Consider the following 16,012-nt stretch of genomic DNA (forward strand, 5'->3'; position numbering starts at 1 on the left):
GCGGCGCCGCCGGAATAGAGGAGGCGCATGCCCGAGAAGAACGACGTCATCCGGACCGCCACCTGTGCCTGTGGACAGGTGGAACTCGAGGGGCGGGGGCCGCCCATCATCCACGTCGAGTGCTACTGCGACGACTGCCAGGAGGGGGGACGCCGGATCGAGGCCCTTCCGAACGCGCCGTCGCCTCGCGGCCCCCTGGGCGGCACGGACTTCCTCCTCTACCGGAAGGATCGCCTCCGCGTCTCCCGAGGCGAGTCGCTCCTGTCGGGCTTCAAGCTCAAGGACGCTTCAGAGACGAGGCGGCTCGTCGCGACGTGCTGCAACTCGGGGATGTACATGGACATGGGCTCGGGACCGCACTGGTTCTCGGTCTACGGGAACCGGTTCACCGGCGAGGTGCCGCCGTTGGAGCTGCGCACCTGCACCCGGTTCAAGCCCGCGGGCGTGGAGCTGCCCAACGATGTTCCGAACCACCCGAGCTTCCTGGCGGTCCGGTTCATGACGAAGCTCTTCCTCGCGTGGATCCCCATGCTGCTGAAGCGCTGAGCGCTCAGCCCAGGTACGCGGCGATCTCGAACCATCCGCCGTCGATGACCTCGACGGAGAGTGTCCGCGTGGCCGGGTCCACCCGCATGCGCACGAAGTCCGCGCCATCCGGCCGCTTCACGTTGGCGTAGAACACCAGGCCCCGCGCATCCCGTCGCGGGGCCTCCCAGGCCGACAGGCTGCGCTCACCCACGGTGCCGCTGTGGATGACCTCCGGCCCCGGCTGGTCCAACGTGAGGAAGTCCAGGGCCTCCCGCGTGCGGATGACCCTGGCGTCGGTCGTCTGCTCCACGAGTTCCAGCAGCTCCTCGAAGCCCGCTTCCGAATCCAGCTCCATCGGGGAGGCGCGCAGCGCTTCGTTTAGGTCGCGCTCGAGGGTCACGGTGCCACTTCCGGTCGGTTCTGACGGCGGCGGCGCGTCCACTTCAGCCACACCCCGAGCCCCGCCAGCAGCAGCGGCGCCGAGGGCGTCGAACCCGCGGCGGGGTTGCAGCCACAGCCGGAGTCGGAGGGCAGGGGCTTCTCATCCCCGGTAGGACCAGCATCGGGCTGGCCCGCGTCCGCGGTGCCGGCGTCGTCCGTTCCAGCGTCGGTGGGGGCCGTGTCCTCGACCCTGAAGCCACGCTCCGGGGACGCCGCGCTGGAGGCGCCGGCCGGATCCACCGCCGTCACCCGCCACGAATAGCTCCCCACCGGGAGTGCCTCGTCCGCGACCAGCGCCCAGGTCGTCTCCGCCGTCCGGTACTGCCGCAGCCGGGTGCCCGCCTGGAGGAGCTCCAGGTCGTAGACGATGGCGTCGCCATCCACATCCTTGGACGCGGCCCACTGGAACGTGACGCGCCCACCGGTCACGACGGTGTCCTCCGCGGGCGCGACGAGCGCGGGCACCGACGGCGGGTCGTTGACGCCCGTCAGCTCCAGGGACACGGTGACGACGGCCGAGCGCAACTCTCCATCCGATACGCGGAAGGTGAAGCTGTCCGACCCGGCGACATCGGGCGCGGGCACATAGGTCGGGTTCGCACCCCAATGGCTCATGTTGCCGCGCTTGGGCGGCGTCACGAGCTCATAGGTCAGGGGCTGGCCATCCGGGTCACGGACCTGGAGGGTGAGCGCCAGGGACGTGTCCTCCGGCGTGGACGCGGACTGCCCCACGGCCGTGGGCGGACGGTTGTCATTGAACGTCACCAGGCGCCCCCGGATGCGGTCGCTCCAGTAGGGCGCGGTGTTGTCCTCGCGTGAGTACACGACGAGGGCCGTGCGGCCGGTGCCCGGGTACACCACCGCCGGGGTCTCCTCCACATCGGACGTCACCGCGATCGGGAAGCCATGCAGCTCGCGCAGGATGCCTGACTCCGTCACCCTCGCTCCGAGGATGTTGGTGTCGAAGCTGCTGATCTCACTGTCCCGCCACGTGACCAGGTACTCCGTTTCCAGGGCCGTCACCGCGGGATCGAGCTGATACCGCTGCGTGGCGATGACGAACCCCGCGGGGTCGAGCCGCGTCCCGGTCTCCGTCACCCGCGCACCGTAGATGTGAGGGATGTTCCCGCCGCTGAAGCCTGCCCAGACGACGAGATAGTCCGTGCCGGTGGAGGCCACCGCGGGCGAGCGCTGGTCGTAGCGGTCCGCGGAGATGACCAGTCCCTCGGGGTCCAGCACCGCTCCGGCACCCGTCACCCGCGAGCCACGGATGTCCAGGTCCGCGCCATTCGATTGGGTCCAGGCCACGAAGTAGTCCTTCCCATTGGAAGCCACCGCGTGGGGAGTGGAGGTCCTGGCGGAGTCGGTGATGCGGAGCACCGGATCATCCAGGAGCTCACCCGTTCCGGAGATGCGCGCCGCCGCGAGGAAGGAGACCGTGAACTCGTCCGTCCAGGCATTGAAGACGAGCAGGTAGTCCGTGCCGTTGGAGGCCAGCCTGGGCTCGCTCGCGTACGAGAGCGTGGACGGCGAGAGGCGGATCCCCGATGGATGCAGGACCTCTCCCGCGCTCGTGAGGCGCGTGCCGTAGAGCGCGGCGTCCGAGCCCTCCCTCCAGACCACCAGGTAGTCCGTCCCGTTGGAGGCCACCGCCGTGCTCGTGCCAAACCATCTGTCGGCTCCCATGGCGAACACGAGCCCCGAGGGATCCAGCACCTCGCCCAGGGCGTTGACCCGGACGCCGACGATGCTCCCACCGCCGTGGCCGGAGTCCGACCAGACGACGAGGTAGTCCGTGCCATTCGACGCCACGGCGGGCGCCGTCTGCGTGCTGGCCGACGTGGAGAGCACGACACTCCCCGCATCCAGGACGGCGCCCCCGCGCGTCACGCGCATGCCGTGGATGTCCGAGTCGAGCCCCCAGGCGACGAGGTAGTCCGTCCCATTGAAGGCCACCGCCGGCTCGGTGTCGAAGGAGGAGCCCCGGGCAAGGAACTGCCCATCGCCCTCCAGCACGGTCCCGGTCTGCGTCACCCGTGCCCCGAAGAGGGCATCGCTGCCGGAGCGATTGTCCGACCAGACGACGAGGTAGTCCGCGCCATCGGAGCCGACGGCGGGCATGGACTGGTCCCCGTTCGCCGTGGACACCGCGAACGCCGGAGCATCCAGCACCGTGCCCGTGCCCGTCACCCGCGTCCCGAAGAGATTGTCGCCGCCCTGGGGGCTCGAGTCGTCCCTCCAGACGACGAGGTAGTCGGTGCCGTTGGAAGCCACCGAGGGCTCCCACTGCGTCCGCGAGCCCGAGGCCAGGACGAGACCCTGGGGATCCAGCACGGTGCCCGCGCTCGACACCCGGACCCCGTGGATGCCGCCAACCCCGTTGTAGCGCGCGTCCTCCCACACCACGAGGAAGTCCGTGCCGTTGGAGGCGACGGCGGCATTGTTCGGCTCTCGCGGCGAGGTGGCGAGGGGCAGGCCCGCGGGATCCTGGATGGCACCGGTGCTCGACACCCGTGTCCCACGCAGACCTGACGAGCTGCTCCATGCGACGAAGTAGACCGTCCCGTTCGACGTCACGGACGGCGCGAAGGAGTGCGCGTCGATGATGAGGGACGGAGCGGCGTCGGGCAGTCCGCCGTCGCGGTCCACGCGCGCGGTCATCACCCGGGTCCCTGCTGGGGTCGAAGCCTGCCAGACGACCAGATAGCCTCCTCCCGCGGAGGCGACCCTGGGGGCGTTGGCGGAGCCCGAGTCACGAGAGATTCCGATCCCCCAGGGGTCCAGCACCTCGCCGTCCTTGGAGACTCGGGCCCCGTAGACCTTCGTGGTGTTTTCGCGGAAGTCCTGCCAGACCACGAGGGAGGACTCGCCATTCGAGGCCACCGCTGGCCGGGTCTGGCTGGAGGTCTGGGGGCCGGGGACGGGCTGATCCATGCCGAACTCCGGGGAGACGACGGGCTCCACGGTGGCCGGGAACGCGGTCGCCGCCAGCACCTCCGCGGGCACGCGGAACTGGAGGGAGCCCGCGACGTACCGCGCCTGGAGCGGCGTGCTCCGGCCGGAGGACTCCACCCAGGCCGCGTGGCCGTAGCGGAAGCCCAGGCCCGTGCGCTCATCGCGGAAGTGGAGGCCCGAAGCGGTGGCTCCGGCGTAGACCAGCCCCTTCACGGACTGCGTCAGCACCAGGTCTCCCGCGCCGCCGGGCGCCGAGGCGAAGACCCACTCCTGCCGGACGCCGTCCTCCGTGTTGCGCAGGTGCTCGACGAAGCCGTCGCGAGTGAGGGTGAGGTGGCCGGCCCGCTCCAATCGCGCCGTTCCCACGCCCGGTCCACCGCGATTCGAACGCATGGCACCCAGGCCCAGCGGCGCGCCCTCCACGCCTGGCGCGAAGGGGGTCAGCGTCAGCCCCTCCGTCCCGGCCTTCACGCCGTAGGTGGAGTGGCCGCCACGCCATGCCTGTCCATCAGGGCGGTAGGCGAAGTGGACCTGCCGCATGACCGCGGAGACATCGAACGGCGCCTGGGCTTCCGGAGGAGATGAAGGCGCCACCGCCTGCGCGCTGCTCCCTGGCGTTGAAGAAGACAGACAGGAGAGCAGGGTCGCGGTGACCAGCAATCCAAGCAGTGAGCGCGACCCAATGACAGAGGAGCGAGGCATGGGGAGAGGACATTAGGTGATTCAATGTCAGCGCTCCAGGGGGGCGCGCTGGCGGCACAGACGGGCGACGAGCGCCTCATAGCCCGCGTAGGACAGGGGCAGGAGCAGGGCGAAGAGCAGGGTGAGCGAGGGCAGGGCGGGATGGGCCAGGGGATCCCTCACGTGTGAGGCCATGGCGCGCAGGAGGCGGTCCGGCTCCGAGAGCACGTCCCAACTGTTCCAGCGCTCCACGCGGCCCAGGTAGATGCCATAGCCACACAGGCCAGAGGTGACGGCGACGAAGGCCCACGCCGCCGTGCGGCCCCAGCGCTCTTCCAGCCACCGCTTCCAGATGTCCAATGACAGCAGGCCCAGCAGCCACCCGGTGGCGGCGAAGAGGGCCAGGAGCGCGGCGTCGAACCAGAGCGGGACCACGGGCCGCTGACGCAGGTGGATGAAGTCGGTGACCAGGTAGGGCGCGTTGGGAAACAGCGCGAGCCAGCCGAACGCCAGCGGGGCCAGGAGCCAGGGCCGGCCCAGGCCCCGCACCATGAGCCCCCGTGCGACGAGGGCCAGGGTGTACGGCGCCCAGGCCAGGAACAGGTTCCAGGACAGGAAGGCGAAGCTGGCGCGCTCGCTCCAGTCGAGCCTCAAGGCCAGCAGGTCCACCGCGAGGATGCTGCAGAGGATCGCGGGCAGCAGGCCGTGGCGGCTTGGGATGGAGGCGCAGGGGGAGTGCGGTTGGGACATGGTGGCGTGTGGCGCCACGGCCGCGCACCGTGGCGGAATGGCCACGGTGCAACGGCTCCGGGAAGGGCGTGGACCCGGAGCGCCGTCAATGGAGCCCTCGGGTCTGCCCTTGAGCAATGCGCGGGCCAGACGCCCGCGCCTTCATGCTCAACAGTCGATGTTGTACGTCTTGACGTCATCGTTCGGCGCGATGACCTCGACGGTGTTGCCGCCGTTGAACGTCGTGGTGAACGTCCCTTCGGTCGTCTCCACCTGCACCATCCCGGCCGTGGGGCACTGGTGGTCGCAGCGCTGGTAGCCGGACACGGTCGCGGTCGAGCTGAGCCCGCCCCTCGTGGCCTGCGACGTACTGTCCACGGTGATGCACCCGCTGCCCGCCTCCCAGGTGACCGTGCTCTGGGTCGTCCGCGAATCGAAGCGATTCGGCGAGAAGCTGTTGGAGGTGACGGTCACCTTGCGCGTGTTGCCTTCAGGCGGGGCGCCGGCGATCTGCAGGGCGAGGTTGTACGGCTCTCCGTTGATGGTGAGGTCGCTGGAGTTGGCCGTCGCGGCGAGCTGCCCCTGGTTGTCGGAGAGCACCACCTGCACGTTGCCGGAGATCTGCGTGAGCGAGACCGCCGCCGTGCAGTTGTTGAAGGTGTAGTTCACCGTCCCGCCGGTCGCGGTCGCGGTGGCGCAGCCGGAGGGCGTGAAGGCGGTGGAGGCATTCGCCGCGAGCTGGGTGGCCGCCGTGCCGGGGTCTACCATGGCCTGCACCTGGCCGATGGCGTAGTACCAATAGCCGTAGACAGGGTCGACCCAGGCATAGGTCCAGGCCGCGTCATACGCCCCGTAGTACGGATCGTAATAGACGTCGTCGTAGTAGTACGGGTCGTACGTGGTGGCGCATCCCAGGCTCGCGCCCAGCGCCAGGGACAACAACGCCGCTTTGATCCGTTTCATCCGCCGCCCCCTTCGTGGGTTCTTCTGAACGGGCCCAAGGTGGGAGCCGGTGGCGGCCGGGAGTACTGACCCGCGGACCGGCACGACTGCGAGGTGCCGGTCCAAGGGCTCACCTGTCAGTCCGGGCCCTGGAGAACACGTCCCGCCTTGCGCAGGACGTTGAACAGCCTTTCGCGGTCCAGCCGCGCCCGGACGAAAGCCTTTGGCACGAAGAGCGCCTGGAGCGACGCGTCCGTGGCGTCGAAGTCGCCCGAGGCGAAGTGATGCGTTGCCTTCACCTTGGCCCGCACGTCGTGGTCATCCGCGATGACCACCCCGGCCTTCAGCACGCCGCCAACCCGAAGTGTCGCGTCGTTGCCGTGTCCCCAGACGACCTGCGCCTCCAGGTCCCGGCCCACGATCAGCTCCCCATCCGTGTCCACGCCATGGGCGCGTAGCAAGCCGCCCACCACGAGCAGGCCTTCAGGCCCTGCGTTGCTCAGCACGCCCTCCACGAGGAGGTTCCCCGTCACCAGCAAAGGCCCATCCATGTGCACGTCGCCCTTCACCACCAGGTCACCGCGCACGAAGCGAGGGAGCCTGGTGCGGGAAGGCGTCTTCGCTTCGGCCGGGAGCACCTCCCGGGCGAGCTCCACCAGGGCCATGGCCGTCCAGGGAGGCGTGCCCTGCACCGCCGCCGCGAGCGCGTCCCACGACGTGGCGCCTTCCAGTGCGAGCCGGTTCAGGACCTGTTCAACGGCGTCCACGTCCTTGTCCTCGTAGTACCAGGCCTTGAGCAGTGCCTTCCGCTTGCGGGTCAGCGCGTCCAGCATCGGCTGCACGTCCAGCGCGCCCTTCTTCCCCGAGGGAGCGCTGGCCCCCATGAGCCGGGCGAGGTGCGGATGGCCGTGCTCCAGCGCCTCCTTCGCGGGCGTCTGTCCCGCCGCGTTCTTGCGCGCCGCATCCGCTCCGGCCTGGAGCAGGACCTCAATGACGGGCCCGCGCTCCTTGAAGCGCGCGTGCTGGTGCAGCGGCGTCCAGCCCTTGCCCGCGTTGGGGTTGGCGCCCGCGTCGATGAGCGCTCGCGCCACGTCCGCCCGCTGCGCGTTGAAGAGCGCCGTGCGCCCCGCGTCGTCGAGCGCGTCCATGGGAACGCCGCCCTTCGCCAGCAGGGCGATGCAGGCCGTGCTTCCATGCTCGGCCGCCGCGTGAAGGGGCGTGGCCTTCGCTGAATCAGTCGCGTCCACGGGAGCGCCCAGCCGCAGGAGCTCCTTCACCAGCGATGCGTCGTCCACCATCGCGGCCAGGTGGAGGACCCCGCGCTTGTTCTTGTCCCGGGCCTCCAGGTTGGCCCCCAACGCCACCAGGGCCAGCACCCGGCCCGTGCGCCATTCCCCTTCGAAGCCAGGGCCGAAGAAGGGCGCCGCGTCGAGCCCCGCCGCCTGAAGGAGTGCGTCGTCCAGGGCCTTGGCCTTGCGCGCCGGAGGGCGCTGCTTCCGCAGCCACGCGTGGAAGCCTTCGTCGGAGAAGGCACCCTCCAGGCCCTGGAACGCGAACGGATCCTCGTCGTCGCGGGCGCGCGGGTCGGGAGCGGCCTCCACCAGGGCGAGCAGCTTCCGGTAGCCCTGCTGCGGAGCGTCTCCCCGCAGCGCGTGCCACGCTTCCAGCCCCCGGCGTGCGCGGGCGTGGTCCGCGATGTCGCGCAGGGCTTCGGCCTCCACCAGCGCGGCCTCGGCCTGCTGGAGCTGCGCGTCCGTCGGTTTGCGCCGCACCAGGTCGTCGGCCCACTGGCTCAGCGCCAGCGCGCGCGCCTTCTGCTCGGTCGACAGCTCTCCGCCGGGCTTCGTCCCGCGGGTCAGTTCGAGGACGCGGTCGCGCACGCGCCAGTGCTCGGCCTTCACCTCGCGTTCCCAGCGGTGGGGCTCCATGCGCCGCGTCGGATCCAGCGCCCAGTTGAGCGAGTGCAGCGCCAGCAGGTGCTTTGAGTCCGCCTCCACGATTTCGCGCAGGAGCGTGATGGCCTGGTCCAGCTGGGGCGGCATCTCATCCAGCAACGCGTCCGCCTTCTTCATCAGCTCGGCGGTGTCGGGCTTCTTGGCTCGTGGCATGGCGGAAGACCTTGCCAGGAGGGGCCGTGGTTTGCCCGGGCAAACCACGGCCCTCGTTCTTCACCCGTGACGCGTGACTACTTCACCGTCACGCGCCAGGTGCGGCTCTCGGTGGTGCCACCCCGGCCGTCCTCGGCGAGGACCTTCCAGAAGTAGTCCCTGCCGCCCTCCAGCTTCACCGTCCTGGACTGCTCGGGCGTGCCCTGGGTGCAGGCCGCGAAGGTGAAGCGGGTGTTCACGTCCCAGACGCAGTGCCGGTAGACGACGGCGTCCCCGTCCTTGTCGTACGCGTCCTTCCACGTGAAGGTCACGGCCGACGAGGAGACGGCGTTGTCCTTCGGCGCCACCATCTCCAGCGCCTCGGGCGCGAGGTTGCGCCCCAGCTTCTCCGTCGTAATGAACGTCCTGGCGAAGACCGGGTCGCCGGTCGCGGCCACGTCCTGGGCGCAGTCGCGCAGGCGCTGCTTCGACACGCCCTTGCACAGCGCCTCCGCCTCCTCCAGGGAGATGGCCTTCAGCGGCTCCACCACCGGGATGCCGGGCGGCGCCTTCTCGATGCGGCAGACGCTCGCCTTGTACCCGGGCCACTCGCGCAGCGTGTACGCCTCGGGGAAGTAGCCGGAGGCGTAGTCGAAGAGGGACGTGTCCTTCGTCACCCGCCAGGACTCGCCGAACTTCTCGTACAGGCCGACGTAGCGGTCCTCCAGGTCCACGGGGCGCGCCCCCAGTTGGGAGCCGTCCGGCAGCACGGGCAGCCAGTTGCCCGGGGCGATGGGGCCCAGCAGGCCCTCCGTGGCGCGCGCCTGCTGCACGTCGATGTTCATGTACCAGAGGCGGTAGTGCGCCCACCAATCCGAGGTGATGGTGATGCGCGTGCCTCCCGCGGATTCAATCCGGATGCCCCCGTTCGTTCCCGTGGGCGTGATGCGCCCTCCTGCGGGGAGCAGCAGCTCCTTGTCCAGCGTCACCGGCTTGCCGTCGACGCGCAGCTCCAGCAGCTCCGGCTTCTCCGCGTTCATCTGGTAGCTGACGCGATGCGGGCCGACGCGCGCCGCCACCGCTGTCGTGATGCTCGCGCAGGACGTCAGGCCGGTGTGCGGATCCGGACCCACGGGCTGCTCGGTCTGCACGGGCGTGTGACGCGCCTGGAGCTCCAACCCCGGATCGCGCAGGAGCACGTACTCACCGGCCCCCTGGAAGTCGTAGCGCACGCCATCCATGGTCGTCAGGTGCGGGTCTCCCCACGCGGAGGGATTGCTGCCGGTGATCCACCGCTTGATTGTCTCCACGTCCGTCCTGCTCAGCGGCGGTCCGCCACACGGCATCATCCCGTTGGGGCAGGCCTCCGATGTGCGGGTGATGCGGTCGAACAGCGGTGCCGACAGGCTGGTGGCCATGGGCGCCGCGATGGCGTACGACGCCGCGAGCGGATTCACGCCGGGGGCGCTCTGGTCCTCGGCCAGGTTCAGGTAGCTGCCGAAGTTCTTGTACGGCGGGTAGTCCAGCCCGCCGTGGCACTCGATGCAGGCCTTGTTGAAGATGCGCTGCACGTCCGTGTACGTCGGGTCGGCGTCCGCGGCCGGCAGCGAGGCCAGCGTCGCGTTCACCGCCGGAATCAGGCTGGCGCAGGAGTAGGGCGCCGCCAAGCCGGGGATGGGATCCGCCGTCAGGTTCGCCTCCAGCTCCGTGCGCAGGGCTTCGGTGTACCTGCCGAACACGTCGGCGAAGCCATAGGCGCGCGAGCGTCCGCGCACGCCCAGCGACCACTTGTCCACCGACACGCCGAGCGGTTCCAGGAAGTACCGGTACAGCGTCACCAGGTCCGTGTTGGGGTCGTAGTTCTCCCGGTCCACGAGGATGCCGTTCATCACCGTCGAGTCCGGGGCCGGGGTGTCGATGGGCCGGCGGAACACCTCCTGACGCAGCCGGGGCAGCGACACGTCCGTCGACGCGCTGGTCGCGGCGCCGTACTGCGGGATGAGGCCGTTCACCGTCGTCCCGCTCATCACGTACGGGTCGCCCGCGCGGCTCAGGTTGAGCTTCTCGATGTCGGCCTTGCGGCGCGGGATGCTCCGGGTGCGCGCCAGGGTGTCGTCGCGCAGGGCGCTGATGCCCAAGCCGTTGCGCGACGTGAAGAAGGGCAGGTCCACCGCCAGCCCCGACGGGCTGCTCAGCACCGTGTCCAGCGAGGTGCTGATGGTGAGGCAGCCCTTGGTGATGGCCAGGGCCACCGGGCGCGGGTCCACGTACACGCTGCCGGTCGCCCAGCGGTGGCTGGCGAGCTCGTCCGCGATGCGCCGCTGGTTGAGCTTGCCATCCAGGCCGCCCAGCAGGTCGAAGAGCTGGACGCCGCGCCCCTCGTCCCCGGAGATGGGCGAGTCGTGGAACAGCGTGACGTACGGGCCGCCCCGGGTGACGGACGTGAGCGCGCCCATGCCTGGCTGCGCGTTGAACTCATACGCCGTCGCGATGGAGGGGGCGCTCCCCGTGGGAGCGGGCTCGGTCGTCACCGGGGCCGGCATGTCGAAGCTGAAGCGAGGCGTCCCGTCGTTGGGGCCGCCCCGATAGCGCGTGATGCGGTGGGCGCTCCCCATCGCAACCCGTCCGGGCGGCTGCAACCGGAGCTGTTCAATGAGCCGGCGGACCTCCGGCTGCGTCCGCCACGTCCAGGGGTTGAAGAGCTTGCGGAACGCGGCGATGTCCACCGAGCCCTGATAGAGGCGATCCCGGTTGAAGGGGAGCATCCCGCCCCAGCTGTCGTAGGGGTCCCAGTTGGGCTTGTTCTTCGTCTTGATGACACCCACCGGCAGGCCATCCGTGCCGGGGATGCCCGTGCGGTTCAGCACGTTGCGCGTCGAGTGGCAGGCCGCGCACTTCCCATCATCCTTCTCGATGTGGCGCGAGCGCGGCGGGATGGAGCCCATCTGGGGGATGGCCGTGAGGATGATCTCGTGGAAGCGGAAGTTCTTCGTCGCCTCGTCCCACTGCATGTATTCGATGACGTCCGGATGCGAGCCTGGATAGGACGCATGCGGCGCGGGCCCGATGGAGAAGACGGACCGGGCGTCCTTGCTGGAGAGCAGCAGGCGCGGGTGTGCCGCCGTGCCCGTCTGGAGGCTCTCCGAACGCGCCATCAGGATGGGGCTGGCCCGGTACTCTTCCGGAAGGACGCTGACGAAGCGGGCCACGGTGTTCGTGGCCGCGTTGGCGGGATTGTTGAGATAGGCCGCGAGCTCCTCGGGCGTGATGGCGCTCGGGTCGGCGACGGGGATGGCATTGAGGGTGCCCGCCGCGAGCCGGAAGACAGGCTTCACGGACCGCGCCACGCCCATGGACAGCGTGCAGATGGGCCCGCTCCCCGTGCAGTCCGGCGTGGACGCCGGGTCCTCGTCCAGGTCCACGTTCCAGCCCTCGAAGGAGGACCCCGCGGATGGCGTGGCGGTGAGGGTGACGGACGCGCTGGCGCTATAGGTCTCGTCGCAGTCGCTGCCGACGCCGTTGTTGCAGTTGATGCCGGTCCCCGTGACGGTGCCGGACCCAAGCCCCATGGGCATGACCCGCAGGGGCGCGGCTTCTGCCGTCACCGTGCACAGCGACGCCGCGAACAGCAGCGCGCCCAGGGCGGGGCGGACCTGGGGAAGGGGGAGCGAAGCAATGAGTCGGGCGCGTCTCATGCGTGGACCTCCGTGGGAGTGCCCGCATGCGCTGCAAGGACATGGCCGCGTTCAACCGCGCGGAATCACACCCGGGGGGCCACGTCTCCCGTTGCCCCGGAGGCTACGCGGCCCGCGGATGTTGCTTCGCGGGCCACGCACGCCCTGACGCTCAAGGGCTCCAGCGAGCCCGGCGCACCAACCAGGAGCTGCCGCCGCGCCCGTCCCGCACCACGGCGTAGAACGTCACCTCCTGGGCCGCCGCGCCTTCGGCCGGTTCCCACTCCACGCGGTGGCGGCCCTGCTGGCCGCCGAAGTCCGCGCCGCCCGTCTCCGACAGGTTGAACTCTCCCAGCGTGGAGTACCAGGCGATCTCCCACGCCTCCTTGAGGTGGACGGCATCCAGCCGCAGGCCCGGCACCACGTAGTTCTCCTCCCGGTCCGTCACGTCCTCGGCCGTCACCACGAACGGGCCGGGGCCGCTCAGCTCCAGGGGCTCGTTCTCCGGCCAGGACACGTCGTCCACCCGCAGGCCCGGAAGCACCGGCTGCACGTTGGCCGTCAATCCCTCCACCACCGGGCACCAGAAGACCATCAGCTTCTGCGCGTAGATCTCCTCCTCGCCCGCCGACACGCGGAGGACCAGCGGCATGCGGATGCCGCCCAGCCCCTGGTAGGAGTCCTCCTCCAGCACGCGCTCCAGGAGGAGCTTGTCCCCCGCGACCCGCGCCGCGCCGGGGCGGATGGGCAGCGTCAGCTCGCCCGCGCTGGTGGTGCCCTCCGCGAGCAGCACGCGGTCGGCCTCCGTCGCGCACGTGCGGTCGTCCTGATCCGCGCAGGCCCACAACTGGTACTGGATGGAGCGTCCCTCTCCGGCGGGGTCCACCAGCAGCGCGCGGTACGTCACCTCCGCCGCGAGCTCGTCGAAGGCCTCCGGCGTCTGGTCGCAGGTGGAGGCGATGAGCTCGGGCTGCTCCGTGGAGACGCCGAGCACCCGGAGGTCGTGCACGTTCGACGGCTTGTCCTCGGGTTCGACGCAGGCGATGGCCGCAAGCCCCCACAGCAGCAGGACTCCGGTGTTGAGCAGGGCTCTCATGTCAGAAGCTTCCTTTCACGCCCACCACGGGGAGGATGGGGATGCCGGGCACCTCGTACTCGCGGCGCTGCCGGTAGTCGTTGAACGTGAACTCGGTGTTCTCCGCGTTGTAGAGGTTCTGCACGTCGAGATAGAGCCCCAGCGTCCAGCTCTGGAACTGCCAGCTCTTGTCCACCCGCACGTCCAGCTGGTGGAAGCCGCGCATGCGCGCGGACGCGTAGGGACCGTACAGGCCGCTGAAGCGGTTGCGGTCCACCTGGTACTGGTCGAACGTGTGGTTGAGCGGCGTCGTGGGGCGGCCGGTGGTGTAGCGGAAGCGCCCGCCCAGCTCCCAGCCGTTGCCCAGGACGTAGTTGCTCACCAGCGTGAGGATGTGCGTCTGGTCGAAGGGGCTGAGGCCATACGCCGTATCGTCGCCGGTGGGACCGAAGCCGCCGCCGCCGAAGCCTCCGTTCGAATCGGGGAGGGGGCCCGCGCGCCCGTCGAGCGACTGGCTGAAGGTGTACGACAGCCAGCCGGACCACTTGTCCGTCGCGGAGGCGCGCTGCTTCTTCACCATCACCTCCAGGCCCAGGGCGCGGCCGATGCCGTCGTTGGAGTACGGCACCTGGAACACGCCTCCGCCCGGCAGGTTGACGAGCTGCCCGGGCGCCACGATGTTGCTGAAGCGCCGGTTGAAGAAGCCCGTCACGTCGACGTTGAACACGTCGGTCAGCCGGTGCTCCACGCCGAGGCTGCTCTGGAACGCGCGCTGGTAGGAGAGGTCCGGGTTGCCGTACGGCAGGGTGATGAAGCGGAACGTCTCACCCGGCTGGCTGTAGAGGCCGAGCGAGCCCTTGAGCTGGGTGCGCTCGGTGGCGTTGAAGGCCACCCACAGCCGGGGATCCAACGCCACGTTGCGGGCGTCGCCCGCGCGCTGGTAGTTGGCGCGCACGCCGGGGGTGAAGATGAACTTCCCCACCTTCAGGTCCGCCTCCACGAAGAGCGCACCGTCGAACGAGCCCAGGCCGATGTGCTCCACCAGCAGCTCGCCCACGGACTCGGCGCCGGGAAAGGCCACGTACTCGAAGTTCTCCGGGGCGGGGAACTCCACGTCGAAGGACTGGTGCTCGTAGATGAGGTCCAGGTCCGTGCGCACGGTGAGGTTGGAGGACAGCTCCAGGCCCAGCACCTCGCGCGCGCCCACCGTGTAGCCCACGCCGTCCTGCTTCGCGGCGCCGAAGCTGAAGCTGGTGCCGTCGTAGCCCACGTACGGCGTGAAGACGGACGTGAGGTTGCCCTTGCGGTAGGTCCAGTCGCCCTTGATGCGGTGGAAGAGGGTGTGCGTGTCGACCGTCAGGTCGCGCTCCGTCTCCGGGCCTCCGGTCACCAGGCGCAGCTGGTCGTCACTGCCGAAGGCCATGACGTAGCCGGTGCTGCGCCCGCTGCCCGCCAGGGCCTGGGCCTCCTCCTGCGAACGGGCATCCCGCTTCGCGCCGAAGTCCACGCGCAGCTGGTAGTCCCAGTACTTGGGGACGACGGACAGCGTGCTGCCCTCGTCCTTGGGGAGGACGGCGGGGAGGATGGTGTCGATGTACGAGCGCCGCGCGGCGGCGGCCACGCTGATGCCGTCCGTGATGGGGGCTTCCAGGAAGAATCCCGCGTCCAGCAGGTCCACCTTCACCGAGCCATGGAACGTGTCCGCGGCGCCCTTGCGCGTGCCGACCTCCACGATGCCGCCCACCGCGCGGCCGTACTGGCTGCCGTAGCCGCCCGGGAAGAAGTCGAGCTGGTCGATGAACTCGGCGTTCACCACCGAGGGGCCGCCGAGCAGGTGGAAGAGGAGGGGGATGCCGACCCCGTCCATCATCGTCGCCGTCTGGCCGGGGTTGGAGCCGCGCACCAGCAGCTGGCCGGAGATGAAGGGCGCGCGCGCCACGCCCGGCAGGGTCTGGATGACGCGGATGGGGTCGCCGAAGGTGCCCGGTGTGCGCTGCGCCTCCTGGCGCGTGATGGTCCGGCGCACGACCTCCTTCTTCGGCCGCTCGGAGCGCACCACCGTCTCCAGCGCGCCGCCGGTGGGGGCGAGGAAGAAGTTCACCTCCGTCGTCTCGTCCTCCTGGAGCGTCTCCTTCGTCTGGTAGAGCTGGTAGCCGGACGCCACCACGCGCACCGCGCACTCGCCAGGGGCCACGTCGAGGGAGAAGCGGCCGTCCACATCGGAGATGGCCTCGGGCGCCTCCGGGTCGTCACCGCAGCGCACGGTGGCGCCGGCCACGCGCGAGCGGCTGCCGCGCGAAATCAGCTGGCCCTTGAGCGTGGCCTTCCGCGCCACCGGGGCCTGGTCCGGTTTGGGGGCCTCCTCGGGAGGGGCGTTGAGGGTGAAGTGGTAGATGTATTCCACCTGCACCGGCGCGGGCACACCATCCACCTCCGCGGGGGAGAAGCGGAACTGGCGCACGGCCGCGATGGCCGCCTCGTCGAAGCCATGGCCCGCGGGCTCCGTGGGCAACACGTCCGCCACGGAGCCATCCGCGGCGATGGTGATGATGAGGCGTACGGAGGCCGTGAGCCCCTCGGCGAGCGCTTCGGGAGGGTAGGGGGCCTCCACCTGCTGCAGCAGCTCTGGAGGCCTGGTGATGACGGGCTGGGCCTGCGCGGGCGGGGCCGCTTCCGCGGGCGGCGCGCCATCCTGCGGTGCCTGTGCCAGCGCCGGGGGCGTCAGCAGGAGCGAGGCCGCGGCGAGCGCGCTTCGGGCGTTCAGGTTCAGGGACATGGGGCGCGGAGCATACGGGATGAGGCCCCGGGTTCCGCATGCCTGAAGAACCTACGGGACTGAATGTCACAGGCCCGTGCGCGCCGCGATGCCCGCCTGCTCCTCCCGGAGGTGCCCGCCCGGG

The 16,012-nt window shown here is 70.2% G+C and carries 9 protein-coding genes; 1 reads left to right on the forward strand and 8 read right to left on the reverse strand.

Annotation, left to right across the window (positions count from 1 at the left end; genetic code table 11):
- The first annotated feature begins 27 nt into the window (after positions 1-27).
- Positions 28-546, forward strand: coding sequence for a GFA family protein (locus ACX114_RS16920; RefSeq protein WP_459299124.1), 519 nt, complete (start codon positions 28-30; stop codon positions 544-546).
- A gap of 4 nt (positions 547-550) precedes the next feature.
- Here ACX114_RS16920 and ACX114_RS16925 read toward each other — a convergent pair whose 3' ends face one another.
- From ACX114_RS16925 to ACX114_RS16960, 8 genes are all read right to left on the reverse strand, one after another.
- On the reverse strand, positions 551-928 hold the full coding sequence (locus ACX114_RS16925; RefSeq protein WP_459299125.1) for a hypothetical protein: 378 nt from the start codon (positions 926-928) through the stop codon (positions 551-553).
- Positions 925-4,626, reverse strand: coding sequence for an Ig-like domain-containing protein (locus ACX114_RS16930; RefSeq protein WP_459299126.1), 3,702 nt, complete (start codon positions 4,624-4,626; stop codon positions 925-927). The genes ACX114_RS16925 and ACX114_RS16930 overlap by 4 nt, the downstream gene beginning before the upstream one ends.
- A gap of 27 nt (positions 4,627-4,653) precedes the next feature.
- Entirely contained in the window at positions 4,654-5,355 is a 702-nt protein-coding gene (locus ACX114_RS16935; RefSeq protein ID WP_459299127.1) for a DUF1361 domain-containing protein, read from the reverse strand.
- A 147-nt stretch (positions 5,356-5,502) separates the two neighbouring features.
- Positions 5,503-6,297: a hypothetical protein gene (locus ACX114_RS16940; protein WP_459299128.1), complete on the reverse strand. Its 795-nt coding sequence runs from the start codon at positions 6,295-6,297 to the stop codon at positions 5,503-5,505.
- 116 nt (positions 6,298-6,413) lie between these two features.
- Entirely contained in the window at positions 6,414-8,384 is a 1,971-nt protein-coding gene (locus ACX114_RS16945; protein WP_459299129.1) for an ankyrin repeat domain-containing protein, read from the reverse strand.
- Positions 8,385-8,461: 77 nt separating this feature from the next.
- Positions 8,462-12,058, reverse strand: a complete 3,597-nt coding sequence (locus tag ACX114_RS16950; RefSeq protein ID WP_459299130.1) for an InlB B-repeat-containing protein — start codon at positions 12,056-12,058, stop codon at positions 8,462-8,464.
- Between the two features lie 151 nt (positions 12,059-12,209).
- The gene (locus tag ACX114_RS16955; protein WP_459299131.1) at positions 12,210-13,133 is read right to left on the reverse strand and encodes a hypothetical protein; all 924 of its coding nucleotides are present in this window, start codon (positions 13,131-13,133) and stop codon (positions 12,210-12,212) included.
- Between the two features lies 1 nt (position 13,134).
- Positions 13,135-15,888 (reverse strand): TonB-dependent receptor, encoded by a 2,754-nt coding sequence (locus ACX114_RS16960; protein ID WP_459299132.1) that lies wholly within the window; start codon positions 15,886-15,888, stop codon positions 13,135-13,137.
- Between the last annotated feature and the right edge of the window lie 124 nt (positions 15,889-16,012).

The organism is Corallococcus sp. M7, assembly GCF_054512695.1.

Bases quoted from the DNA above. Each gene is read 5' to 3' on its own strand.
- ACX114_RS16920 (WP_459299124.1), top strand. From the start codon at position 28: ATGCCCGAGAAGAACGACGTCATCCGGACCGCCACCTGTGCCTGTGGA.
- ACX114_RS16930 (WP_459299126.1), bottom strand. From the start codon at position 4,626: ATGCCTCGCTCCTCTGTCATTGGGTCGCGCTCACTGCTTGGATTGCTG.
- ACX114_RS16935 (WP_459299127.1), bottom strand. From the start codon at position 5,355: ATGTCCCAACCGCACTCCCCCTGCGCCTCCATCCCAAGCCGCCACGGC.
- ACX114_RS16940 (WP_459299128.1), bottom strand. From the start codon at position 6,297: ATGAAACGGATCAAAGCGGCGTTGTTGTCCCTGGCGCTGGGCGCGAGC.
- ACX114_RS16945 (WP_459299129.1), bottom strand. From the start codon at position 8,384: ATGCCACGAGCCAAGAAGCCCGACACCGCCGAGCTGATGAAGAAGGCG.
- ACX114_RS16950 (WP_459299130.1), bottom strand. From the start codon at position 12,058: ATGAGACGCGCCCGACTCATTGCTTCGCTCCCCCTTCCCCAGGTCCGC.
- ACX114_RS16955 (WP_459299131.1), bottom strand. From the start codon at position 13,133: ATGAGAGCCCTGCTCAACACCGGAGTCCTGCTGCTGTGGGGGCTTGCG.
- ACX114_RS16960 (WP_459299132.1), bottom strand. From the start codon at position 15,888: ATGTCCCTGAACCTGAACGCCCGAAGCGCGCTCGCCGCGGCCTCGCTC.